The 18,766-nt window shown below is 65.9% G+C and carries 21 protein-coding genes and 1 tRNA gene; 14 read left to right on the top strand and 8 right to left on the bottom strand.

All coding sequences use genetic code 11. From position 1 onward, the window contains the following. Nucleotides 1-77 precede the first annotated feature (77 nt). From DQG17_RS10750 to DQG17_RS10740, 3 genes are all read left to right on the top strand, one after another. Nucleotides 78-698, top strand: coding sequence for an SCO family protein (locus DQG17_RS10750; RefSeq protein ID WP_116132839.1), 621 nt, complete (start codon nt 78-80; stop codon nt 696-698). A gap of 92 nt (nt 699-790) precedes the next feature. After that, nucleotides 791-1,345, top strand: a complete 555-nt coding sequence (locus DQG17_RS10745) for an ActR/PrrA/RegA family redox response regulator transcription factor (protein ID WP_116132838.1) — start codon at nt 791-793, stop codon at nt 1,343-1,345. A 97-nt stretch (nt 1,346-1,442) separates the two neighbouring features. Next, nucleotides 1,443-1,880 (top strand): hypothetical protein, encoded by a 438-nt coding sequence (locus DQG17_RS10740; protein WP_116132837.1) that lies wholly within the window; start codon nt 1,443-1,445, stop codon nt 1,878-1,880. A gap of 19 nt (nt 1,881-1,899) precedes the next feature. On the opposite strand, the gene DQG17_RS10735 is transcribed toward DQG17_RS10740, so the two are convergent. After that, nucleotides 1,900-2,463, bottom strand: a complete 564-nt coding sequence (locus tag DQG17_RS10735) for an HD domain-containing protein (protein WP_198666101.1) — start codon at nt 2,461-2,463, stop codon at nt 1,900-1,902. Between the two features lie 132 nt (nt 2,464-2,595). Between DQG17_RS10735 and ahcY the strand changes: the two genes are divergently transcribed. Next, the gene (gene ahcY, locus DQG17_RS10730) at nt 2,596-3,987 is read left to right on the top strand and encodes an adenosylhomocysteinase (RefSeq protein ID WP_116132835.1); all 1,392 of its coding nucleotides are present in this window, start codon (nt 2,596-2,598) and stop codon (nt 3,985-3,987) included. Between the two features lie 131 nt (nt 3,988-4,118). Here the strand turns inward: ahcY and lysM are convergent, their stop codons facing one another. Continuing rightward, a complete protein-coding gene (gene lysM / locus DQG17_RS10725; RefSeq protein ID WP_116132834.1) occupies nt 4,119-4,544 on the bottom strand; it encodes a peptidoglycan-binding protein LysM in 426 nt (141 codons plus the stop codon). A gap of 261 nt (nt 4,545-4,805) precedes the next feature. Here lysM and DQG17_RS10720 point away from each other — a divergent pair, with 261 nt between their 5' ends. After that, complete coding sequence (locus DQG17_RS10720; protein WP_116132833.1) at nt 4,806-5,147, top strand: DUF2853 family protein; 342 nt, start codon at nt 4,806-4,808, stop codon at nt 5,145-5,147. A 278-nt stretch (nt 5,148-5,425) separates the two neighbouring features. Here the strand turns inward: DQG17_RS10720 and DQG17_RS10715 are convergent, their stop codons facing one another. Genes DQG17_RS10715 through tsaD form a run of 3 tightly spaced genes read right to left on the bottom strand, consistent with a single transcriptional unit; the run spans nt 5,426 to nt 7,301 of the window. Continuing rightward, on the bottom strand, nt 5,426-5,857 hold the full coding sequence (locus DQG17_RS10715; RefSeq protein ID WP_116132832.1) for an EVE domain-containing protein: 432 nt from the start codon (nt 5,855-5,857) through the stop codon (nt 5,426-5,428). After that, nucleotides 5,857-6,129 carry a YciI family protein gene (locus DQG17_RS10710; protein WP_116132831.1) on the bottom strand — a complete coding sequence of 91 codons (273 nt, stop codon included), beginning with the start codon at nt 6,127-6,129 and terminating at the stop codon, nt 5,857-5,859. Before DQG17_RS10710 ends, DQG17_RS10715 begins: the two co-directional genes overlap by 1 nt. Before the next feature lie 59 nt (nt 6,130-6,188). Further along, complete coding sequence (gene tsaD, locus DQG17_RS10705) at nt 6,189-7,301, bottom strand: tRNA (adenosine(37)-N6)-threonylcarbamoyltransferase complex transferase subunit TsaD (protein ID WP_116132830.1); 1,113 nt, start codon at nt 7,299-7,301, stop codon at nt 6,189-6,191. Nucleotides 7,302-7,340: 39 nt separating this feature from the next. Between tsaD and DQG17_RS10700 the strand changes: the two genes are divergently transcribed. From DQG17_RS10700 to DQG17_RS10680, 4 genes are all read left to right on the top strand, one after another. Continuing rightward, nucleotides 7,341-8,075, top strand: a complete 735-nt coding sequence (locus DQG17_RS10700; protein ID WP_116132829.1) for a uroporphyrinogen-III synthase — start codon at nt 7,341-7,343, stop codon at nt 8,073-8,075. 76 nt (nt 8,076-8,151) lie between these two features. Next, nucleotides 8,152-9,873 (top strand): COG4223 family protein, encoded by a 1,722-nt coding sequence (locus DQG17_RS21845; RefSeq protein ID WP_198666090.1) that lies wholly within the window; start codon nt 8,152-8,154, stop codon nt 9,871-9,873. Between the two features lie 11 nt (nt 9,874-9,884). Beyond that, on the top strand, nt 9,885-11,360 hold the full coding sequence (locus tag DQG17_RS10685; protein WP_116133163.1) for a heme biosynthesis protein HemY: 1,476 nt from the start codon (nt 9,885-9,887) through the stop codon (nt 11,358-11,360). 106 nt (nt 11,361-11,466) lie between these two features. Next, nucleotides 11,467-11,542, top strand: a tRNA-Thr gene (locus DQG17_RS10680). A 170-nt stretch (nt 11,543-11,712) separates the two neighbouring features. On the opposite strand, the gene cueR is transcribed toward DQG17_RS10680, so the two are convergent. Beyond that, nucleotides 11,713-12,138 (bottom strand): Cu(I)-responsive transcriptional regulator, encoded by a 426-nt coding sequence (gene cueR / locus DQG17_RS10675; protein WP_116132826.1) that lies wholly within the window; start codon nt 12,136-12,138, stop codon nt 11,713-11,715. Between the two features lie 10 nt (nt 12,139-12,148). Then, complete coding sequence (locus DQG17_RS10670) at nt 12,149-14,656, bottom strand: heavy metal translocating P-type ATPase (protein ID WP_369908015.1); 2,508 nt, start codon at nt 14,654-14,656, stop codon at nt 12,149-12,151. Between the two features lie 168 nt (nt 14,657-14,824). Here DQG17_RS10670 and DQG17_RS10665 point away from each other — a divergent pair, with 168 nt between their 5' ends. Next, a complete protein-coding gene (locus DQG17_RS10665; RefSeq protein WP_116132825.1) occupies nt 14,825-15,022 on the top strand; it encodes a heavy-metal-associated domain-containing protein in 198 nt (65 codons plus the stop codon). 73 nt (nt 15,023-15,095) lie between these two features. Here DQG17_RS10665 and DQG17_RS10660 read toward each other — a convergent pair whose 3' ends face one another. Next, nucleotides 15,096-15,599, bottom strand: coding sequence for a MarR family winged helix-turn-helix transcriptional regulator (locus DQG17_RS10660; RefSeq protein ID WP_116132824.1), 504 nt, complete (start codon nt 15,597-15,599; stop codon nt 15,096-15,098). Between the two features lie 144 nt (nt 15,600-15,743). On the opposite strand from DQG17_RS10660, the gene DQG17_RS10655 reads away from it, so the two are divergent. From DQG17_RS10655 to maiA, 4 genes are read left to right on the top strand one after another with little or no spacing between them, the layout of a single operon-like run. Beyond that, nucleotides 15,744-16,817 carry a cupin domain-containing protein gene (locus DQG17_RS10655; RefSeq protein ID WP_198666089.1) on the top strand — a complete coding sequence of 358 codons (1,074 nt, stop codon included), beginning with the start codon at nt 15,744-15,746 and terminating at the stop codon, nt 16,815-16,817. Further along, on the top strand, nt 16,789-17,385 hold the full coding sequence (locus tag DQG17_RS10650) for a maleylpyruvate isomerase N-terminal domain-containing protein (protein WP_232829404.1): 597 nt from the start codon (nt 16,789-16,791) through the stop codon (nt 17,383-17,385). Before DQG17_RS10655 ends, DQG17_RS10650 begins: the two co-directional genes overlap by 29 nt. Before the next feature lie 12 nt (nt 17,386-17,397). Then, nucleotides 17,398-18,093, top strand: coding sequence for a fumarylacetoacetate hydrolase family protein (locus DQG17_RS10645; RefSeq protein ID WP_116132822.1), 696 nt, complete (start codon nt 17,398-17,400; stop codon nt 18,091-18,093). Beyond that, nucleotides 18,090-18,737, top strand: a complete 648-nt coding sequence (gene maiA, locus DQG17_RS10640; RefSeq protein ID WP_198666088.1) for a maleylacetoacetate isomerase — start codon at nt 18,090-18,092, stop codon at nt 18,735-18,737. The genes DQG17_RS10645 and maiA overlap by 4 nt, the downstream gene beginning before the upstream one ends. The last annotated feature ends 29 nt before the right edge of the window (nt 18,738-18,766 follow it).

Below are 18,766 nucleotides of genomic sequence, written 5' to 3'. Positions count from 1 at the left end.
CCTGCGACCGGATGTCTTGATACTCCGCTCGCGGCGCGGCGGCAAATCGCTGAAAGCTGGAAGGCGGAGAAAATCGGATGAAAACGCGTTTCTGGGCCATATCGGCTGCGGTCCTCGCCGTTGCGGCGGCGGGCGGGATGTCGGCCTATGTCCTCATGCAGCCAAAAGACCAGTTCGCGCAGTGCCGGACCGGCGTCATCGCCGGCGGCCCCGAGGGGATCGGCGGGCCGATCGAACTGGTCAGCGAGACCGGCGCGACGGTGACCGACAAGGAAATCTTCACCCGGCCGTCGCTGCTCTATTTCGGGTATACCTATTGCCCCGATGTCTGCCCGCTCGACACCGTGCGCAACGCCGAGGCCGTCGACATCCTGAAAGAGCGCGGCTTCGATGTGCAGCCGGTCTTTGTCTCTGTCGACTGGGGGCGGGACGACGCGCGGTCGATGGACGACTTCACCGCCAACATCCACCCCGACATGCTGGGCCTGACCGGGTCCGAGGAACAGATCCGGGCGGCCTCGAAGGCCTACCGCACCTATTTCAGTATCCGCGATCCCGACGACGAATACTATCTGATCGATCACTCGACCTTCACCTATCTGGTGCTGCCCGACACCGGCTATCTTGCCTATTTCCGGCGCGAGCTTTCCGGCGAACAGCTGGCAGATCAGGTTCAATGCTATCTCGAGAAACTATAATATCGTGGCATGTGTTCGCGGCAACCGTTTGACCCTGCCTTGGCAGAGGACTATCGTCGGCCGGAAACGCCAAAATAGCTCGGAGGACGCCGATGGTAGAGCGCGAACTGCAGGACATCGGCGAAGACAGATCCTTGCTGATCGTCGACGATGACGAACCTTTCCTGCGGCGACTTGCGCGGGCCATGGAAAAACGCGGCTTCGAGCCCGAGATGGCCCTGTCGGTTGCCGCCGGCAAGGCGATCGCCACGGCGCGGCCGCCAGCCTATGCGGTGATCGACCTGCGCCTCGAGGACGGGAACGGGCTCGATGTGGTCGAGACCCTTCGCGAGAAGCGCCCGGAAGCGCGGGTTGTCGTGTTGACCGGATATGGTGCCATTGCGACCGCGGTTGCCGCGGTCAAGATCGGCGCCACCGATTACCTGTCGAAACCCGCCGATGCCAACGACGTCATGGCAGCACTTCTGGCCACGGGTGACGAGCTGCCGCCGCCGCCCGAGAACCCGATGTCGGCCGACCGGGTCCGGTGGGAGCATATCCAGCGGGTCTACGAGCTTTGCGATCGCAACGTTTCGGAAACTGCCCGGCGGCTCAACATGCACCGGCGGACGCTGCAGCGTATTCTGGCAAAACGCAGTCCGCGCTAGGCCCATGCCACCGGTGAGGGCTCGATACACGCGCGCGGCCGTTGCGGTCGCGTGCCTGTTTGTGGCCGGATGCGAGACGCCGCCGCCCTCCCCGACAATGAAGGCGGGCATCGGGATCTCGCTGAAATCCGACGGCCTCGCCGTCGGAAACAGCGGGCTCGAAATCGGCTTCGCGCGCACGCAGGACAGCACGGTTGCCTCGGTTTCCAAGATCGTCGGGCGCGGCCCCACGTCTTCCGTCCGGCAACCCGAGTGCGGGGCAGGGCCGATTACGGCTGTCGACTGGCGGGGCGGATTGACGCTGAGCTTCCAGAACCAGGACTTTGTCGGCTGGATCTCGCGCGATCCCACGCTGCGCAGCACCAACGGTCTTCGCGTCGGGATGAGTCAGGCCGAGGCGGCGGCGCTTGGCGTGCGGACCGGGACATCCACATTGGGCGACGAGTTCGATCTTGGCGGCATTTCGGGCCTGATTGCGGCAGAGACCGGGCAGGTCAGCGTGCTGTGGGCAGGAACGGTCTGCAGCTTCCGCTAGGCCGGCCCGATGTGTGGGATCACAACAGCGCCAGCAGTTCGGCGTGCCGGCGTCTGAAATCGGCGCGGACCTCGACCGGCGGGCGCAGATGCACGCCTAGCCCCTCGATCAGGTCGGGCGTCGGACGGCCAAAGAAGCGGTCGGATTCGGCCTCGGTAAAGCCTGCGATCTGGGTTGCCTCCAGCCAGGCGCTGATCCGGTCGGCGCGCTTGATCAGCCGCTTGACCGTCTTCGGCACCTCGACCGGCAGGCCGAAGCGGATGTGGATTGCGGCCGCCAGCCGGGCGTCGAGCGCGCCATAACTTGGCCCGACCGCCGCCTTGACCGGCGAGATCATGTCGCCGATCACGTATTCGGGGGCATCGTGCAGCAGGGCCGCCAACCGCCAGCGCACCGGCGCCTCGGGATAGATGCGGCCGAACAGGACCTCGACCAACAGCGAATGCTCGGCCACCGAATAGGCATAGTCGCCGCGGGTCTGCCCGTTCCAGCGCGCGACAAACGCCAGCCCGTGCGCGATATCCTCGATCTCCACGTCCAGAGGCGTCGGATCCAGCAGATCCAGCCGCCGGCCCGAAAGCATCCGTTGCCAGGCGCGCGCGGGTTTTGCCAAGGTCGCCTCCGTTCAATTTCCCTGCAGGGCCGAACTTGCCCGGCCACCTGTGGGGTGCTACGTCACCGCGAAACCAAATTCCACTGTCCGAAGGATACGAACATGGCCCAGGACTATTTTGTGAAGGACATTTCGCTTGCAGCCTTCGGGCGTCGCGAGCTCGATATTGCCGAAACCGAGATGCCGGGACTGATGGCGCTCCGCGCCGAATACGGCGAAAGCAAGCCGCTGAAGGGCGCGCGCATCGCCGGCAGCCTGCACATGACGATCCAGACCGCCGCGCTGATCGAAACGCTGGTCGCCCTTGGCGCCGAGGTTCGCTGGGCAAGCTGCAACATCTTCTCGACCCAGGATCACGCCGCGGCCGCCATTGCCGCCGCAGGCATTCCGGTCTTTGCCGTCAAGGGCGAGACGCTGGAGGAATACTGGGGCTATACCGACCGGATCTTTGACTTCAAGGACGGTGCCAACCTGATCCTCGACGATGGCGGCGACGCGACACTCTATATCCTGATGGGCGCCCGGGTCGAAGCGGGCGAGACCGACCTGATCGCGACGCCGACCTCGGACGAGGAGGTCTGCCTGTTCAACCAGATCCGCAAGCGGATGGCCGAGGCCCCGGGCTGGTTCACCCGTCAGCGCGACCTTCTCAAGGGTGTGTCCGAGGAAACCACGACCGGCGTGCACCGTCTTTATGACCTGCAGAAGAAGGGCCTGCTGCCGTTCCCGGCGATCAACGTCAACGACAGCGTCACCAAGTCGAAGTTCGACAACAAGTACGGCTGCAAGGAATCGCTGGTCGACGGCATCCGGCGTGCCACCGACACGATGATGGCCGGCAAGGTCGCGGTGGTCTGCGGCTATGGCGACGTCGGCAAGGGCTCGTCCGCGTCGCTGCGCGGCGCCGGCGCCCGCGTGAAGGTGACCGAGGTCGATCCGATCTGCGCCCTGCAGGCCGCGATGGACGGGTTCGAGGTGGTGCGGCTTGAGGATGAGGTTGCAGACGCCGACATCTTCGTCACCACCACCGGCAACCGCGACGTCATCCGCATCGAGCATATGCGCGAGATGAAGGACATGGCGATCGTCGGCAACATCGGCCATTTCGACAACGAGATCCAGGTTGCCGCGCTGAAGAACCACAAGTGGACCAATATCAAGGATCAGGTGGACATGATCGAGATGCCTTCGGGCAACCGGATCATCCTGCTGTCCGAGGGGCGGCTCCTGAACCTCGGCAATGCGACCGGCCACCCCTCGTTCGTGATGTCGGCCTCCTTCACCAACCAGGTACTGGCGCAGATCGAGCTTTGGACCCGCGGCGATCAGTACGGCAACGATGTCTACATTCTGCCGAAGCACCTCGATGAAAAGGTCGCGCGCCTGCACCTTGACCGCGTCGGTGCAAAACTGACCGAACTGCGCCCCGAGCAGGCCGAATATATCGGCGTGACGGTCGATGGCCCGTACAAGGCCGACCACTACCGGTATTGATCGCGCCCATCCGGGCACATCGCCAGCGTCTTGAAAGGACGCCGCCCACCCCGGGCGGCGTCCTTGGTCGTTTCAGGGCGTCCCCGACCCGGCAAGATGATCTGCAAGGGGCGCGAGGGTGCCGGCAGCCATCAGGCTGCCGGAATGCGCAGCGTCTGACCCGGATAGATCTTGTCGGGGTCGCTCAGCATCGGCTTGTTGGCCTCGAAGATCTCCATGTAGCGGTTGCCCTTGCCGAGGTATTTCTCCGAGATCTTCCACAGCGACTCGCCTTCGGCCACCGTGTGAAGCGTCGGGTCCGCCCCGCCGGTGTTGTCCTCGACCTGCGCAACACCCGCGATATTGCCAAGCGCGACGATGACCTTTTCCTTGGTCTCCTGGTCGACCGGGGCGCCGGTCAGCACGACCTTGTCGCCGTCGACCTTGATGTCGACGCCCTCGGCGTTCAGCCCCAGATCCTTCACCTCTTTCTGCAGGTCTTCGGCGGCGGGGGCCTCGGCCGCCTCGGCGGCTCCAAGTTTCTTTCCCTTGCCTTTCAGAAAACTGAACAGTCCCATTTCGCGTGTCTCCCTGTGTCAAACTCGCCGGTCGGTCAGATCGAAGCCTTGCCCGCTGGACGGCGAACATTCGGGCAAGGCCGCCAGGACAGGCCGCCATACCCGAACGATGGCAACCGCATTATGCAGATTGCGAATCGCCGAAAAACGGCCCGTCGAGAAACCATTTTGCCTTCAAACCCATCGTGGCTAACGTGAAATGGGGCGCGACCTGAAACAGGGGCGCCTCTGGTTCGATCAAAACGTGCGAGGGGAGGACACATGAGCAAGCGCGATGAACTGATCGGTAAATACGCCGAGGATCTGCGGACCAAATGCGGGGTGGAGCCCGACATGGATCTGCTGACCAAGGTCACCATCGCCTGTGGGCCGGCGATCTATAATGCCGATGCGGCAACGGTGGCAGCAAGCGAGCAAAGCGAGCTTGAAACCGTGAAGAGGAACTTCCTGATCAACAAGCTCGGTCTGCCCGACGGACCGGATCTGATGGAGGGTCTGAACGCCGTGATCGAGACCTACGGCAGGTCCGAGCGCACCAAGTATCGCGCTGTCGTCTATTATCTGCTGACCCGGCATTTCGGCAGGGAGGCCGTCTACGCCTGAGCCGGGTTCCACCGGATTTGGCCCAAATGCAAGGCACTTGGTCTTTGCGGGAAATCGCGTCGGCGGGTTAGAAAGGAACCGCAGGGTCAGGACGACCCCGGTGTTCTTTCCGACGCGTGTGGTGCGACCACGCGGGACAATGGAGGGTTCCGGGGACGGGCCCCTCCATTCGTTTCTGCAGGTTCAATTCGGGCGGATCGGCCAGCCGCTGTACGGGCCGTCATATTTGAACAATCCGTCCTTTGTCGCGGCGAGAATTCCTCGCGATAGCCCGGCCGTCAGCCGCCGGCCGCGGGACCGACCCCGCCCATGTCGCAGACGATGCGCCACTCGGCCTCGGTCACAGGCTGGACAGACAGCCGGGAGTTCCGGATCAGAACCATGTCCTCAAGCCCGGGCTGAACCTTGATCTCGTCCAGTGTGACCGGCCGGAGCAATGGCGCCACCGCACGGATGTCGACGCAGTCCCACCTCGGATCCTCGGTCTTCGGGTCCGGGTGGCTGAGCGCGCAGACCTCGACGATGCCGACCACCGCCTTTTCCTTGACGGAATGATAAAAGAAGCCCCGGTCGCCCAGCACCATCGCGCGCATGTTGTTGCGCGCCTGATAGTTCCGGACCCCGTCCCACGGCTCGCCTGCCGCGCCCTTCGCGACCTGATCCGCCCAGGACCAGGTCGCGGGTTCGGATTTGAACAGCCAGAAGGCCATCAGCCGATCACCCGGTTCCAGCGCTGGATCGTGACGCTTTCGAACAGACCGGCCTTGGCATAGGGGTCGTTCGCGGCCCAGTCCTCGGCCTGCGCCATGTCAGCGACCTCGAGAATGATCAGCGATCCGCACATCTCGCCCGCACCGTCGAGAAACGGGCCGGCCTGACGCGCCAGCCCGCTGCCCTTCAGATGGGCGAGGTGGGCGGCACGGTTGTCGAGGCGCGTCTGCAACGCGCCGGGTTTGTCATTGCAGATGATGGCGACGAGCATCGGGTCCTCCAGTCTGATCCGGCTGCAGCATCCCGCGGCTTTGGGACAGAGGCAAGCCCTCAGGCTTTGGCGCCCTTCTTGCCCGACCCCAGCATTGCGGCCTGAGAAGTGTCGAGCGGCCAGCGCGGCCGGGCGATCAGGCTCATGCCGTCCCGCAGACCGAGCCACGTACGTTCAATCCCGGCCCAGGCGATCATGGCGGCATTGTCGGTGCAAAGCGCCAGCGGCGGCGCGACAAAGCGCAGACCCGAAGCGGCGCAAATCTGTTGCAGCCGGGCGCGGATCGTTGCGTTGGCCGCAACCCCGCCCGCCACGGCCAGAACCGGCTGTTCCGGCGCCCGTTCCAGATAAAGCGCTATGGCCCGCGCGCTCTTTTCGGCCAGAACGTCGGCGACGGCGGCCTGAAATCCTGCGCAAAGGTCCGCGCGATCGCCAGCGCGCAGGCCCCCCTCGGCGGCGATACAGCCGTCGCGCGCGCGCAGAAGTGCGGTCTTGAGCCCTGAAAACGACATGTCGCATCCCGGCCGGTCGAGCATCGGGCGGGGGAAACCGAAGCGGGCCGGGTCGCCGGCCGCTGCGGTCCGCTCGACGCTTGGCCCACCCGGCTGCGGCAGGGCGAGCAGCTTGGCCGTCTTGTCGAACGCCTCGCCCGGCGCGTCGTCGATCGTGCCGCCAAGGCGATGAAACCGGTCCGCTGCCTCGACCAGCAGAAACTGGCAGTGCCCGCCCGAGACCAGAAGCACCAGATAGGGAAAGGCGACGCCATCGGTCAGCCGCGGGGTCAGCGCGTGCCCGGCCAGGTGGTTCACGCCGATGAGCGGCAGGCCGCTGCCCATGGCGAGCCCCTTGGCGCACATCACGCCCGACAGCACGCCGCCGATCAGCCCGGGCCCCGCCGTGACCGCGATGCCATCGAGCGCGCCGAGCCCGAGCCCCGCCTCGGCGAGAGCCGCCTCGACCATCAGGTCGAGCTTCTCGGCGTGGGCGCGGGCGGCGATCTCGGGGACGACGCCGCCGAAGGCTGCATGCAACTCGGTCTGGCCTGCGATGACATTCGACAGGATCGTGGCGCCGCTCGCCTCGGACCAGCGCACCACGGCGGCCGAGGTGTCGTCGCAGCTGCTTTCGATCCCGAGAAGGGTCAAGGCGAAGGGGGCGGGTTGCGGATGCATGGGACCAGGGTCTAGGGAAGTTCAACCCAGATAGTCCCGATGGTGTCGAAAGTGAACCTGTCCGATACCCTGTTGCTTCTGACCCGGCCCGAACCCGCCGCAACCCGCTTCGCCGGGCAAGTGGAACAGCGGCTTGGTACCTTTGCCGGCGTGATTGTCTCGCCGCTGATGGAAATCGAGGTGTTGCCAGCGGAGATCCCGGACGATCCGGCGGCACATCATGTCTTTACCTCCGAGATGGCATTGCGGGCCCTGGAAGGCCGGCTCTCGGGTCAGGGTCGGGTCGCGTGGTGCGTGGGGGGCCGGACGGCTGCGGCCGCACGCGCCGCCGGATTCGAGGTTCTGGGAAAGGAACCCGACGTCGATCGACTGGCGCGGCGCATGGAAACTGCCGGATTGTCCGAAAAAATCCTGCATCTGGGCGGACTCCACCGTGCCGGTGATCTCGTTGGGCATCTGCAGGGCGCGGGGCTCGATGCAAGGGCGATTGCGATCTACGATCAGCGCAGCCTGCCGCTCAGCGATCAGGCGCGTATCGCGCTTCAGGACGTGGGTGACGTTGCGACACCCTTGTTCTCGGCGCGAAGTGCCGCATTGCTTGCCACGGAGGCCGCGGGGCGTCGCGCGCGGCTGCATGTTGCGGCGATCAGTCCGGCGGTGCTGCGCTCCTGGCGCGGTCTTCCGGGAGAACGGGCGGAAGTGGCTGAAATGCCCGATGCCTCAGGGGTAATTCAGGCTCTCGGCAGCCTGTTTGACGCATATAGGTATGCTTGAGGCATCGGTGATGCCAAGCTAAGTTCCATGTCGACAACCGCCTGATAGCAGTGTCGAGATTCGGAGGGATATTTAAGTGGTCGACAAGAAGAAGTCCGATGCGGCACCCGACGACTCCGACCGGCTCGAACAGAGCTCGCAACCGGAATTGCCGGTTTCCGAGGCGGAGACCCGTCCCGAAGACGACAGCACGGAAATCGAGAGCGAGGCCCCTGAGGTTTCCTCAGAACCCCGTGTTTCGCCCGCGGACGAGATCGAGGACGCCGAAATCATCGAGGAAATCCCGGCCGAGGTGCTAGCCGATCCGACGCCAGAGGGCGACGGGACGTATATCTACCAAGCCGATGGCGACGACGCCGACAACGACGATCTGGTGTTGAGCGAGGCCGTTGACGAAGAGTCCCCGATAGACGACGCCTCCGAAGCCGAAGCCGAAGCCGAAGCCGAAGCCGAAGCCGAAGCCGAAGCCGAAGCCGAAGCCGAAGCCGAAGCCGAAGCCGAAGCCGAAGCCGAAGCCGAAGCCGAAGCCGCGCCGGCGGAGCCGCAGCGCGAGGACAAGGCCGCACCGGTCTGGAGCGCGCCGGCGATCGAGAAGGAAACCGTGGTGGTGGAACGTCGCGGCGGCGTGCTGCCGGGATTCCTCGGCGGGGTTGTCGCGACAATCGGCCTTGCCTTCGCCGCGCCCTTCGTGATCCCGGCGAACATGATGCCGAGCTTTCCCAACAAGCAGCTCGATGCCCAGATCGCGACGCAGTCCCAGACCGTGACAAAGCTGCAGTCCGACCTTTCCGAACTGCGCGGGCAATTGTCGACGCTCGCGTCGGCCGACCAGATCGCGAAGGTGCAGGCAGAGGCCGCAAGCGGCATTGCCGCGGTGAAAACCGAACTGTCCGATCTGAAAGCCGGCGTCGCCTCGGCAGAGGGGCTTGATGCGGTGAAAACCGATGTGGCCGACGCGACGGGCGAACTCAAGTCGCTGAGCGCGCAGTTCGAGAAACTGCTGCCCCAGATCGACGATCTGCAGAAACGTCCCATTGCCGAGGCCACCGACCCGGCATCGGTTGCCGCGGTGCAGGCCTATGGCCGCGAGGTCACGGGGTTCCGCGAACAGCTTGCGGCGCTGCAGAGCGATCTGGCCGATCAGATGAAGCGGGCCGAAGGGCTTGCCCAGTCGACCGCGACGGCGGCGAACGAGGCGGTTCAGAAGGCGATCGACGACACGGAAGCAAAGGTTGCGGCCGCCGAAGCCGCCGCCAAGGCCGCCGAGGAAAAGGCCGCAGCCGAGGCCGCCGAAGCGGCGGCCAAGGCCGAGCATGTGCGGCGCGCCCAGGCCGTGGTCGATATCCAGTCGGCGCTGGACGCCGGAACCCCCTATGCCGAATACATTCCCCAGCTGGACGGGCTCACGGTGCCCGCCGCGCTGACCGCCTCGGCCGAAAGCGGCGTCGCGACCCTTCCGCAACTGCAGGACGACTTTACCCTGGCCGCGCGGCAGGCGTTGTACGCCTCACGCAAGGCCGAGACGAGCGACTCGGTGCCCGACCGGGTCAATACGTTCGTGAAGACCCAGCTTGGCCTGCGATCTCTGGCGCCAAGCGAGGGCAACGATCCCGACGCGGTGTTAAGCCGGGCCGAGGCCGCGTTGCGCAGCGGTCATCTGAACGAAGCGGTCACCGAGCTTGCAGCCCTGCCCGAAGCGGGGCAGACCTCCATGTCGGACTGGGTGGCCAAAGCCAACGCCCGGGCCCAGGCGCTCGCCGCCGCCGATGAACTCGCCGCCTCCCTGGCCGCTAACTGAGGACGATCATGATGCTCTGGTCTCTCATCAAGATCCTGTTGTTTGTCGCGGTGGTCGCTGCGCTCACGTTCGGTGCCGGATACGTCATGGAACACGGGCCGGACATCGTCATTGCCATCGGCGGCTACAAGGAGGTGCAACTCGGCGCCTTGCAGGCGGTTCTTCTGGGGCTGGCTCTTCTGGCCGCGCTTTATGTCGCCTTCAAGCTGATCGGGCTGCTGTTTGCGTTTCTCAAGTTCCTGCTCGGCGACGAGACCGCGCTGACGCGGTATTTCAACCGCAATCGCGAGCGCCGCGGCTATCGCGCGCTGAGCGACGCGCTGATGGCGCTGTCCGAAGGCGAGGCCCGTCTGGCGATCGCCAACGCGAGCAAGGCCGAGAAACTGCTGCAGAACCCCGCGATCACCAAGGTGATCACTGCCGATGCGGCCGAGATGATGGGCGACCGGAAAAAGGCGGAGGAGACCTACAAGCTGCTTCTGGCCGATCCCAAGACCCGGTTCGTCGGCATTCGCGGGATCATGAAGCAGAAACTCGAGGACGGCCAGACCGACACCGCGCTGGCGCTTGCCCAGAAGGCCAATGCCCTCAAGCCGAAGAACGAGGAAGTGCAGGATATCCTGCTGAAGCTGCAGGCCGACAAGCATGACTGGAAGGGCGCCCGCAAGACCCTGACCAGCAAGCTGCGCGCAGGCTCGATGCCGCGCGATCTGCACCGGCGCCGCGATGCCGTGCTGGCCGTGTCCGAGGCAAAGGACATCATCGATGCCGGCAATTCGATCGAGGCGCGGGAGGCGGCGATCGAGGCCAACAAGCTGTCGCCCGATCTTATCCCTGCCTCGATCATGGCAGCACACGCCTATATCGAAGCGGGCAAGCCGCGCAACGCGGCGCGGGTGCTGAAGAAGACCTGGGAAATGAGCCCGCATCCCGAACTTGCCGTCGCCTTCGCCGAGATCGTTCCGGACGAGAGCCCGAAGGCCCGGTTGAAGCGATTCGGTGAACTGGCCAAGATTCGGCCCGAGGATCCCGAGACCCGGATGCTGCTGGCCGAGTTGAATATCTCTGCCGAGGATTTCCCGGCCGCGCGCCGGGCGCTTGGCGACCTGCCGACAAGCAAGCCGACCGCACGGGTCCTGTCGATCATGGCCGCGATCGAACGCGGCGAGGGCGGCGACGACGCCATTGTCCGGGGGTGGCTGGCCAAGGCGGTCACGGCACCGCGCGGACCGCAGTGGGTCTGCGAGAAATGCCAGCACGTCGAACCGACCTGGGTTCCGATCTGCCACAATTGCGGCGGCTTCGACACGCTCAGCTGGCGCGAGCTGTCGAGGGACGAACTCGCCATGCCGACCGGCACCGACATGCTGCCGCTGGTCGTCGGCGCCCAGGCAGCGGCGGCCGCGCCGTCCGAGGAAGCTGCAGAGGACCCCGAACAGACCCCGGCGCCCGAGTCCGAGGTACTTGACGCGGAGCCGAAAAAATAGGGCTACACACTGCCCGGAATGCAGTGTATTCGACCTCGGCGCAAAGGTTTCGCCCGGTCTGATCCGGACGAAACCAAAGACGCAGATGGGGCGCAGGCGCCTCGTTGCCGGTGTAGCTCAGCTGGTAGAGCACGTCATTCGTAATGATGGGGTCGGGGGTTCGAGTCCCTTCACCGGCACCACGCGCCAAACGGCGCGGTGCCCTTGGCGCAATCGCCAGATAGACCAGAGCCGAAATCAGCCTCGATTGCCCGAGAAGGCCATATGCGCTGCCTAAAGCGCGGCCCTGTCAAAAGGCGCAGCGCTGGTGTCGGTTCTCGGCCCGCGCTGCAATGGCCGGGCCCTTTGGCCGTCATCCGCCGACCCGTTTCCCTTTTTTCGGCGCAGCGTGGGAACAGGACGCCAAGTCATCCAGGATCGGGCAGTTCGGGCGATTGTCGCCTGCGCATTCGTGGACGAGGTGGGACAGCGTCTTGCGCATCGCCAGCAGCTCTTCGACCTTGGCGTCGATCCGTTCCAGGTGTTCCCTGGCGATCTTCTTGACGTCGGCGCTGGCGCGGCTGCTGTCTTCGTAAAGTTCGAGCAGGCCGCGGCAATCCTCGATCGTGAAGCCAAGCGACCGGGCCCGGCCGAGGAACGCCAGCTTGTGCAGGTCGCGCTCGCGAAAGCTGCGGTAGCCGTTGGTGCTGCGCAGCGGGGCCACCAGCCCGATATCTTCATAGTACCGGATGGTCTTGGCCGGCAGGCCGGACAGGCGGGCGACGTCGCCGATGTTCATGGCAGCCTCCTTATTCCGCGGGAACAGGGGTGAGAGATGCTTTCGGCGTGGGCGCGGGCGCCTCGCCGCCAAGAACCGGTTTTACGAGGCGCAGGCGCAGTGCGTTCGACAGCACGAAGACCGACGACAGCGCCATGGCACCGGCCGCCAGCACTGGCGACAGCAGGATCCCGAACACCGGATAGAACGCACCGGCTGCAACCGGGATCAGCGCTGCGTTATAGCCGAACGCCCAGCCGAGGTTCTGGCGGATGTTGCGCATGGTCCGGGCCGAGATGTCGAAGGCGTTGACGACGCCGCGCAGATCGCCCGTCATCAGCACCACATCGGCGCTTTCGATCGCCACGTCGGTGCCTGTGCCGATGGCGATGCCAATGTCGGCATGTGCGAGCGCGGGCGCGTCGTTGATGCCGTCCCCGACGAAGGCAAGCTTGCGGCCGTCGGCGCGCAGGGCATCGAGCGCCGCGACCTTGCCGTCTGGCAGAACCTCGGCCACCACGTGGTCGATGCCAAGCTCGCCCGCGATGGCGTCCGCAGTGGCCCTAGCGTCACCGGTCACCATGGCGACCTGCAGGCCAAGATCGTGCAGCGCCGCGATGGCGGTGCGCGAGGTCGGCTTGATCGGGTCGGATACGGCGATCACCGCGGCAAGGGTGCCGTCAATCGCGGCGAACAGCGGTGTCTTGCCAGCCGCTGCCAGCGCCGCGCCGCGCGGGCCAAGATCGCCAAGTGCTATCCCCTCGCGCGCCATCAACCGCTGTGCGCCGATCAGGACCTGCCGTCCCTCGACCACGGCGCGCACGCCGTGTCCGGTGATCGAGGCAAAATCCTCGGCCTTGGGCAAGGTTGCGCGGTCGCCCGCGGCCCGCAGGATCGCCTGCGCCACGGGATGTTCCGAACTGGCCTCGACCGCCGCGACATCGCGCAGAACGGCGTCGCGGGAATGGCCCGGCGCAAGTTCCATGTCGGTCAGGGTCGGCTTGCCCTCGGTGATCGTGCCGGTCTTGTCGAGCGCGACGATCTGCACGTCCTGCAGCCGCTGCAGCGCATCGCCCTTGCGGAACAGCACGCCGAGTTCGGCGGCACGTCCGGTGCCGACCATGATCGAGGTCGGGGTGGCAAGCCCCATGGCGCAGGGGCAGGCGATGATCAGGACTGCGACGCCCGCCACCAGCGCATAGGACAGCGCGGGGCTTGGCCCGACCAGCAGCCAGACCAGAACGGTCAGGGCGGCCAGCGACATGACGACGGGGACGAACCACATGGTGATGCGGTCCACCAGCCCCTGAATCGGCAGCTTGGCGCCCTGCGCCTCTTCGACCATGCGGATGATCTGCGCCAGCATCGTGTCGGCACCGACCTTGGTGGCGCGGAACGAAAGGGCGCCAGTGCCGTTGACGGTGCCGCCAACGACGGTGTCGCCCTCGGCCTTGTTCACGGGGATCGGCTCGCCGGTCAGCATGCTTTCATCGACATAGCTGGTGCCCGAGACGACCTCGCCATCGACCGCGATCCTTTCGCCCGGGCGGACGCGGATCACGTCGCCGACGGCGATCTGGTCGATGGGCCGGTCGACGGTCGTGCCGTCCTGCTCGACCAGCGCCGATTTCGCCTGAAGCCCGACCAGTTTGCGGATCGCCTGCCCGGTGCGGCCCTTGGCGCGCGCCTCCAGCCAGCGGCCGAGCAGGATCAACACGACGATGACCGCCGCCGCCTCGAAATAGACCGCGCGGGTTTCGGCCGGCAGCAGGCCGGGCAGGAAGGTCGCGATGACGGAATAGCCATAGGCGGCCGAGGTGCCGATCGCCACCAGGCTGTTCATGTCGGGCGCGCCGCGAAACAGCGCCGGATAGCCCTTGAGATAGAACCGCCGCCCCGGCCCGGCCAGCACCAGCGTCGTCAGCACGAACTGGATCACCCAGCTTGCCTGACGTCCGATGGTGCCGTCAATCAGGGCATGGAAGCCCGGAATGACATGGCCGCCCATTTCGAGCAGGAACACGGGCAGCGCCAGCGCGCCGGCGATCAGGGTCAGGCGGCGCAGCGCTGCCGCCTCGGCATCCTTGCGTGCGCCGGCCTCGGGGGCCGAGCCGGTCTGTTGCAGCGTGGCGGGATAGCCCGCCTCGGTCGCCGCGCGGATCAGCAGTTGCGGCGTCACCTGTCCTTCGAGGAAATGCACCCGCGCGGTTTCGCTGGCGAGGTTCACCGAAGCCTCGAGCACCCCGGGCACCTTCGCCAGCGCCCGTTCGACCCGGCCCACGCAGGAGGCGCAGGACATGCTTTCGACCCGCAGCGTGACATCGCCGGTCCGCGCCGGATAGCCGGCCTTGTCGAGCGCGGCCGTCACGGCCGCCACATCGGCCGACCCGGCGAATGCCACCCTGGCGGTTTCGTTTGCGAGATTGACGGCGGCCGTCTCGACCCCTGGCAGAGCCTTCAGCGTGCGTTCGACACGGCCGACACAAGAGGCGCAGGACATGCCCTCTACGGACAGGTTCAATGTGTTCATGTCGGTCACCAGAGTCTCTTTCATTGTTCCACTGGTCCCCTAGATAAGGGTTCCCCTAACTGGAAGGTCAAGGCCCCTGGGCACAGGAGCGCGCGCAGCGTGCCAGGATGGGGTCGCAGTTTCCGCTTGACCTTCCAGCGCTGGAAACCTTGAGGATCCCGTCAAAAGGAGAATGCCATGACCCGTTTCACCGTTCCCGATATGAGCTGCGGCCACTGCACCGCCACCATCGAGAAGGCCATCAAGCAGATCGACGCCAAGGCGACGGTCGACTGCAATCTTCAGGATCACTCGGTGGCGATTGCCAGCGACCTGCCCGCAGATGCCCTGCTAGGGGCGATCGCCGACGCAGGCTTCGCGCCCCAGCCCGCCTGAGCCATAGGGGCCGCCTTGCGGCCCCGCCATTTCATTGCGCCGGGTCCCAGACCGTGGCGCTACGTCGACGCGGTCAGGGTCCCGCAGTGTCTGTGGAATCTTCGTCGTGCCGGTCGGCGCCCGGCGCCCGGAGCGGCGCCCGGCTGACTTGGTTGCTGGCGTTTGTGACCTTGCGCATCAGCGCCAGCAGCGTCTCCTGCTCGGCCGGGTCGAGGGCACCGACCATCACCGTCTGGGCCCGCCGCACTGCCGGCCAGACGGTTGTCAGCGTGGCCTTACCGCGTTCGGTCAGGCGCAGGCGCCGGGCGCGGCGGTCGGTCTTGCAGATCTTGCGTTCGACCATTCCCCTTGCCTCGAGCCGCGAGATCACGCCGCCGATTGTCACCCGGTCATAGGCGATCAGCCCGGCGAGTGTCGCCTGATCGATGTCGGGGTGATCCTCGAGCATGCTGAGCACTGCGAATTGCACAGGCGTCAGATCGAACCCTGCCGCGCTGACTTCGGTGGCAAAGGCGGAAACCGATATCTGATGCAGGCGCCGGAACAGGTGCCCCGGCAGGTCAAAAATTGTCGCCATGCGTCCTGCCTAGTCGAACCCCCCGCTCCAGACAAGCTGCGGCGCCGAGTTGGCCCGTTAGTGCGTGTACTCATCAATATTGACACGTATACTAATTATAAGTACACGTCGTAATAAGTCGAATCGCCGAGGGAGGAGAGACCGATGGACAATGCGATGCAGCCCGCGGACAGCCCCGCGCTGCGCCAGCTCTATGCCGATTTCAAGGCACAGCACCTGAACCCGCTGTGGACCCAGCTTGGCGATCTGATGCCGCGCCACCCGCGCCCAAGGGCCGTGGCCCATGTCTGGAAATGGTCCGATCTCTATCCGCTGGCGCAGAGCTCGGGCGAACTGGTGCCGGTGGGTCGTGGCGGCGAACGCCGCGCGATTGGCCTGGCCAATCCCGGATTGGGCGGCGAGGCCTATGTCAGCCCGACGATGTGGTGCGCGATCCAGTACCTTGGCCCCAAGGAAACCGCGCCCGAGCATCGCCATTCCCAGAACGCCTTCCGTTTCGTTGTCGAGGGCGAGGGGGTCTGGACCGTGGTCAATGGCGACCCGGTGCGGATGAGCCGGGGCGATTTCCTGCTGACGCCGGGCTGGAACTTTCACGGTCACCACAACGAGACCGACAAGCCGATGGCCTGGATCGACGGGCTCGACATTCCGTTCAGCTTCCAGAACGACGTCGGCTTCTTCGAATTCGGCTCCGACCGGGTGACCGACTATGCGACCCCGAACTATTCGCGCGGCGAACGCCTGTGGTGCCACCCCGGGCTGCGGCCGCTCTCGGGGCTGCAGAACACCGTCAGCTCGCCCATCGGCGCCTATCGCTGGGAGTTCACCGACCGGGCGCTGACCGAGCAGCTGTTGCTCGAGGAGGAGGGCCATCCTGCCACCGTCGAGCAGGGCCATGCCGCGGTGCGCTATATCAACCCGACGACGGGCGGCGACGTGATGCCGACGATCCGGGCCGAGTTCCATCGCCTGCGTGCGGGGTGCGAAACGCCCAGCCGGCGCGACGTCGGATCGACGGTCTTTCAGGTGTTCGAGGGCCGTGGCGCAGTGGTGATGGGCGGCGAGACCCACAAGGTCGAAAAGGGCGACATCTTCGTCATTCCGTCCTGGGTGGCGTGGTCGCTGCAGGCCGAAACGCAGTTCGACCTGTTCCGCTTTTCGGATGCGCCGATCATGGAGCGGCTGCACTTTGACCGTACCCTCGTCGAGACCGTCTGAGACCGTGGGCGATCTCGATCAGGCACGGGCCGCGCTCAGGGCGCGGCAAGGAAGCGGTGCGCGCTATGAATCGGCGAATGCGCCGGCCGACACACTGGCGCTGGCGCGGCTTGGCACCGCCTATTTCGCCCGCAAGCTCAACGAGCTGAACGATGCCGACCTGGCGTTGCCGTCGGCTCGGCCGGGCTGGTCGCGGGCCCGCGTGGCGGCTGCGGTTGCGCTTCAGGCACGCGAGATCGCCCAGGCGGTCGAGGATGCGAACGGGCTGGAGAGCGAGGACCGGGCCGAAACCGACCTTGCCGCGCTCGCCTTGGCCGAAACCCTGCCGCCGCGGGCGCTGCGCAACCTGGAGGCCCATGCCGACGTGCACCTGGCGGTGGTCTGGCGCGATCTCGAGGATGCCGGCTGGGACGGGCAGGTGACGCTGGCAGAAGGCGTGCGGCCCACCCGCGACACGCCCCGGTTGCGCGCGCTTGCCGTCTGGGGTGGGGCGCTGGCGCTTGGCAATGGCGGACGGCTCTGCGATGTGCCCGAAGAATTGCGCGACGTGGTCGCGAAACAGGACTGAAAGGACAGCCACATGACCAACCTATTCCCCTCGCCGCAATGGCCGACCGTCCCGGTTGTGGGCGAGACGGCGAGCTACCCGGTGCACCGGATCTTCTGCGTCGGGCGCAACTATGCCGCCCATGCCGCCGAGATGGGGGTCGAGGTCGACCGCGAGGCGCCCTTCTACTTCACCAAATCGGCGCTGACGGCCCAGCCCTCCGGCTCGATCATCGCCTATCCGCCGGGCACCGAGAACTTTCACTACGAGATGGAGCTGGTGATCGCGATCGGCGCGCCGGTGTTCAAGGCCGACAAGGCGACTGCCGCCGCGGCGATCTATGGCTATGCCTGCGGACTCGACATGACCCGGCGCGACCTGCAGCTTGCCGCCCGGGCCAAGCAACGGCCATGGGATCTGGGCAAGGATGTCGAACAATCCGCCGTCTTCGCGCCGATCACCAGGGCGGCCGAGGTCGCGGCCATCGGCCCGCAGCGCATCCATCTGGAAGTCAACGGCGAGGTGCGCCAGGATGCGCGGCTTTCCGACCTGATCTGGAAAGTCGAGGAAATCGTCAGCCATTTGTCGGGCTATTATCACCTGAAGCCGGGCGATCTGATCATGACCGGCACGCCGGCGGGCGTCGGCGCGGTTGTCGCAGGCGATGCCATCACCGGCGGGATCGACGGGTTGGTGCCAATCGAACTGACCATCGGGGCGGCGGAATGATCCGGTTTCACGGCTATTTCCGCAGCTCGTCGGCCTATCGCTGCCGCATCGCCTTCAACCTCAAGGGCATCCCGTACGATTTCGTGTCGGTGCACCTGAGAAAGGACGGCGGCCAGCAGAAGACACCGGCCTATCGTGCGCTGAACCCGCAGGCGTTGGTGCCCGCGCTCGAGGACGGCGACTTTTGCCTGACCCAGTCGCTGGCGATCATCGAATGGCTGGATGAGACCCAGCCGGGGCCAAGGCTTTTGCCGGACGACGCCAACCTCAGGGCCGAGGTTCGTGCCTTTGCCCAGGCCATCGCCTGCGATGTTCATCCGCTGCAGAACCTGCGGGTGCTCGATTATCTGAAGGCCGAATTCGGCGCCGATCAGGCCGCGCTCGACGCCTGGTGCGGGCGCTGGATTACGGATGGGCTTGCGGCCTGCGAGGCGCTGCTGGCGCGGCGCGACGCATCGAGTTTCTGCTTCGGCGAGACGCCGACACTCGCAGACATCTGCCTTGTGCCGCAGGTCTTTTCTGCCACCCGGTTCGGCGTTGACCTTGCGGCGATGCCGCGGGTGCGGGCGGTCGCGGCGGCTTGCGAGGCGCTGCCGGCCTTTGCCGACGCCAATCCCAAGAACCAGCCGGATTCAGAAACCTGAACCGCACCCCCGCCGGATCGGGCGGGGGA

The sequence above is a fragment of the Tropicimonas sp. IMCC34043 genome, assembly GCF_003390845.1.
Taxonomy (GTDB): Bacteria; Pseudomonadota; Alphaproteobacteria; order Rhodobacterales; family Rhodobacteraceae; genus Tropicimonas.
Note: the sequence above shows the minus strand (reverse complement) of the source record. Positions and strands in the feature narration are given on the sequence as shown.

Excerpts from the sequence above, each read along its gene's own strand:
- lysM (WP_116132834.1), bottom strand. The coding sequence starts at position 4,544 with ATGGGACTGTTCAGTTTTCTGAAAGGCAAGGGAAAGAAACTTGGAGCC.
- DQG17_RS10735 (WP_198666101.1), bottom strand. The coding sequence starts at position 2,463 with ATGCTTTCGGGCCGGCGGCTGGATCTGCTGGATCCGACGCCTCTGGAC.
- DQG17_RS10715 (WP_116132832.1), bottom strand. The coding sequence starts at position 5,857 with ATGGCCTTCTGGCTGTTCAAATCCGAACCCGCGACCTGGTCCTGGGCG.
- cueR (WP_116132826.1), bottom strand. The coding sequence starts at position 12,138 with ATGAACATCGGCGACGTCGCCCGCCTGTCCGGCCTGCCGGCCAAGACC.
- maiA (WP_198666088.1), top strand. The coding sequence starts at position 18,090 with ATGATCCGGTTTCACGGCTATTTCCGCAGCTCGTCGGCCTATCGCTGC.
- DQG17_RS10745 (WP_116132838.1), top strand. The coding sequence starts at position 791 with ATGGTAGAGCGCGAACTGCAGGACATCGGCGAAGACAGATCCTTGCTG.
- DQG17_RS10655 (WP_198666089.1), top strand. The coding sequence starts at position 15,744 with ATGGACAATGCGATGCAGCCCGCGGACAGCCCCGCGCTGCGCCAGCTC.
- DQG17_RS10720 (WP_116132833.1), top strand. The coding sequence starts at position 4,806 with ATGAGCAAGCGCGATGAACTGATCGGTAAATACGCCGAGGATCTGCGG.
- DQG17_RS10645 (WP_116132822.1), top strand. The coding sequence starts at position 17,398 with ATGACCAACCTATTCCCCTCGCCGCAATGGCCGACCGTCCCGGTTGTG.
- DQG17_RS10700 (WP_116132829.1), top strand. The coding sequence starts at position 7,341 with ATGGTGTCGAAAGTGAACCTGTCCGATACCCTGTTGCTTCTGACCCGG.
- DQG17_RS10740 (WP_116132837.1), top strand. The coding sequence starts at position 1,443 with ATGAAGGCGGGCATCGGGATCTCGCTGAAATCCGACGGCCTCGCCGTC.
- DQG17_RS10750 (WP_116132839.1), top strand. The coding sequence starts at position 78 with ATGAAAACGCGTTTCTGGGCCATATCGGCTGCGGTCCTCGCCGTTGCG.
- DQG17_RS10685 (WP_116133163.1), top strand. The coding sequence starts at position 9,885 with ATGCTCTGGTCTCTCATCAAGATCCTGTTGTTTGTCGCGGTGGTCGCT.
- ahcY (WP_116132835.1), top strand. The coding sequence starts at position 2,596 with ATGGCCCAGGACTATTTTGTGAAGGACATTTCGCTTGCAGCCTTCGGG.
- DQG17_RS10665 (WP_116132825.1), top strand. The coding sequence starts at position 14,825 with ATGACCCGTTTCACCGTTCCCGATATGAGCTGCGGCCACTGCACCGCC.
- DQG17_RS10710 (WP_116132831.1), bottom strand. The coding sequence starts at position 6,129 with ATGCTCGTCGCCATCATCTGCAATGACAAACCCGGCGCGTTGCAGACG.
- DQG17_RS10660 (WP_116132824.1), bottom strand. The coding sequence starts at position 15,599 with ATGGCGACAATTTTTGACCTGCCGGGGCACCTGTTCCGGCGCCTGCAT.
- tsaD (WP_116132830.1), bottom strand. The coding sequence starts at position 7,301 with ATGCATCCGCAACCCGCCCCCTTCGCCTTGACCCTTCTCGGGATCGAA.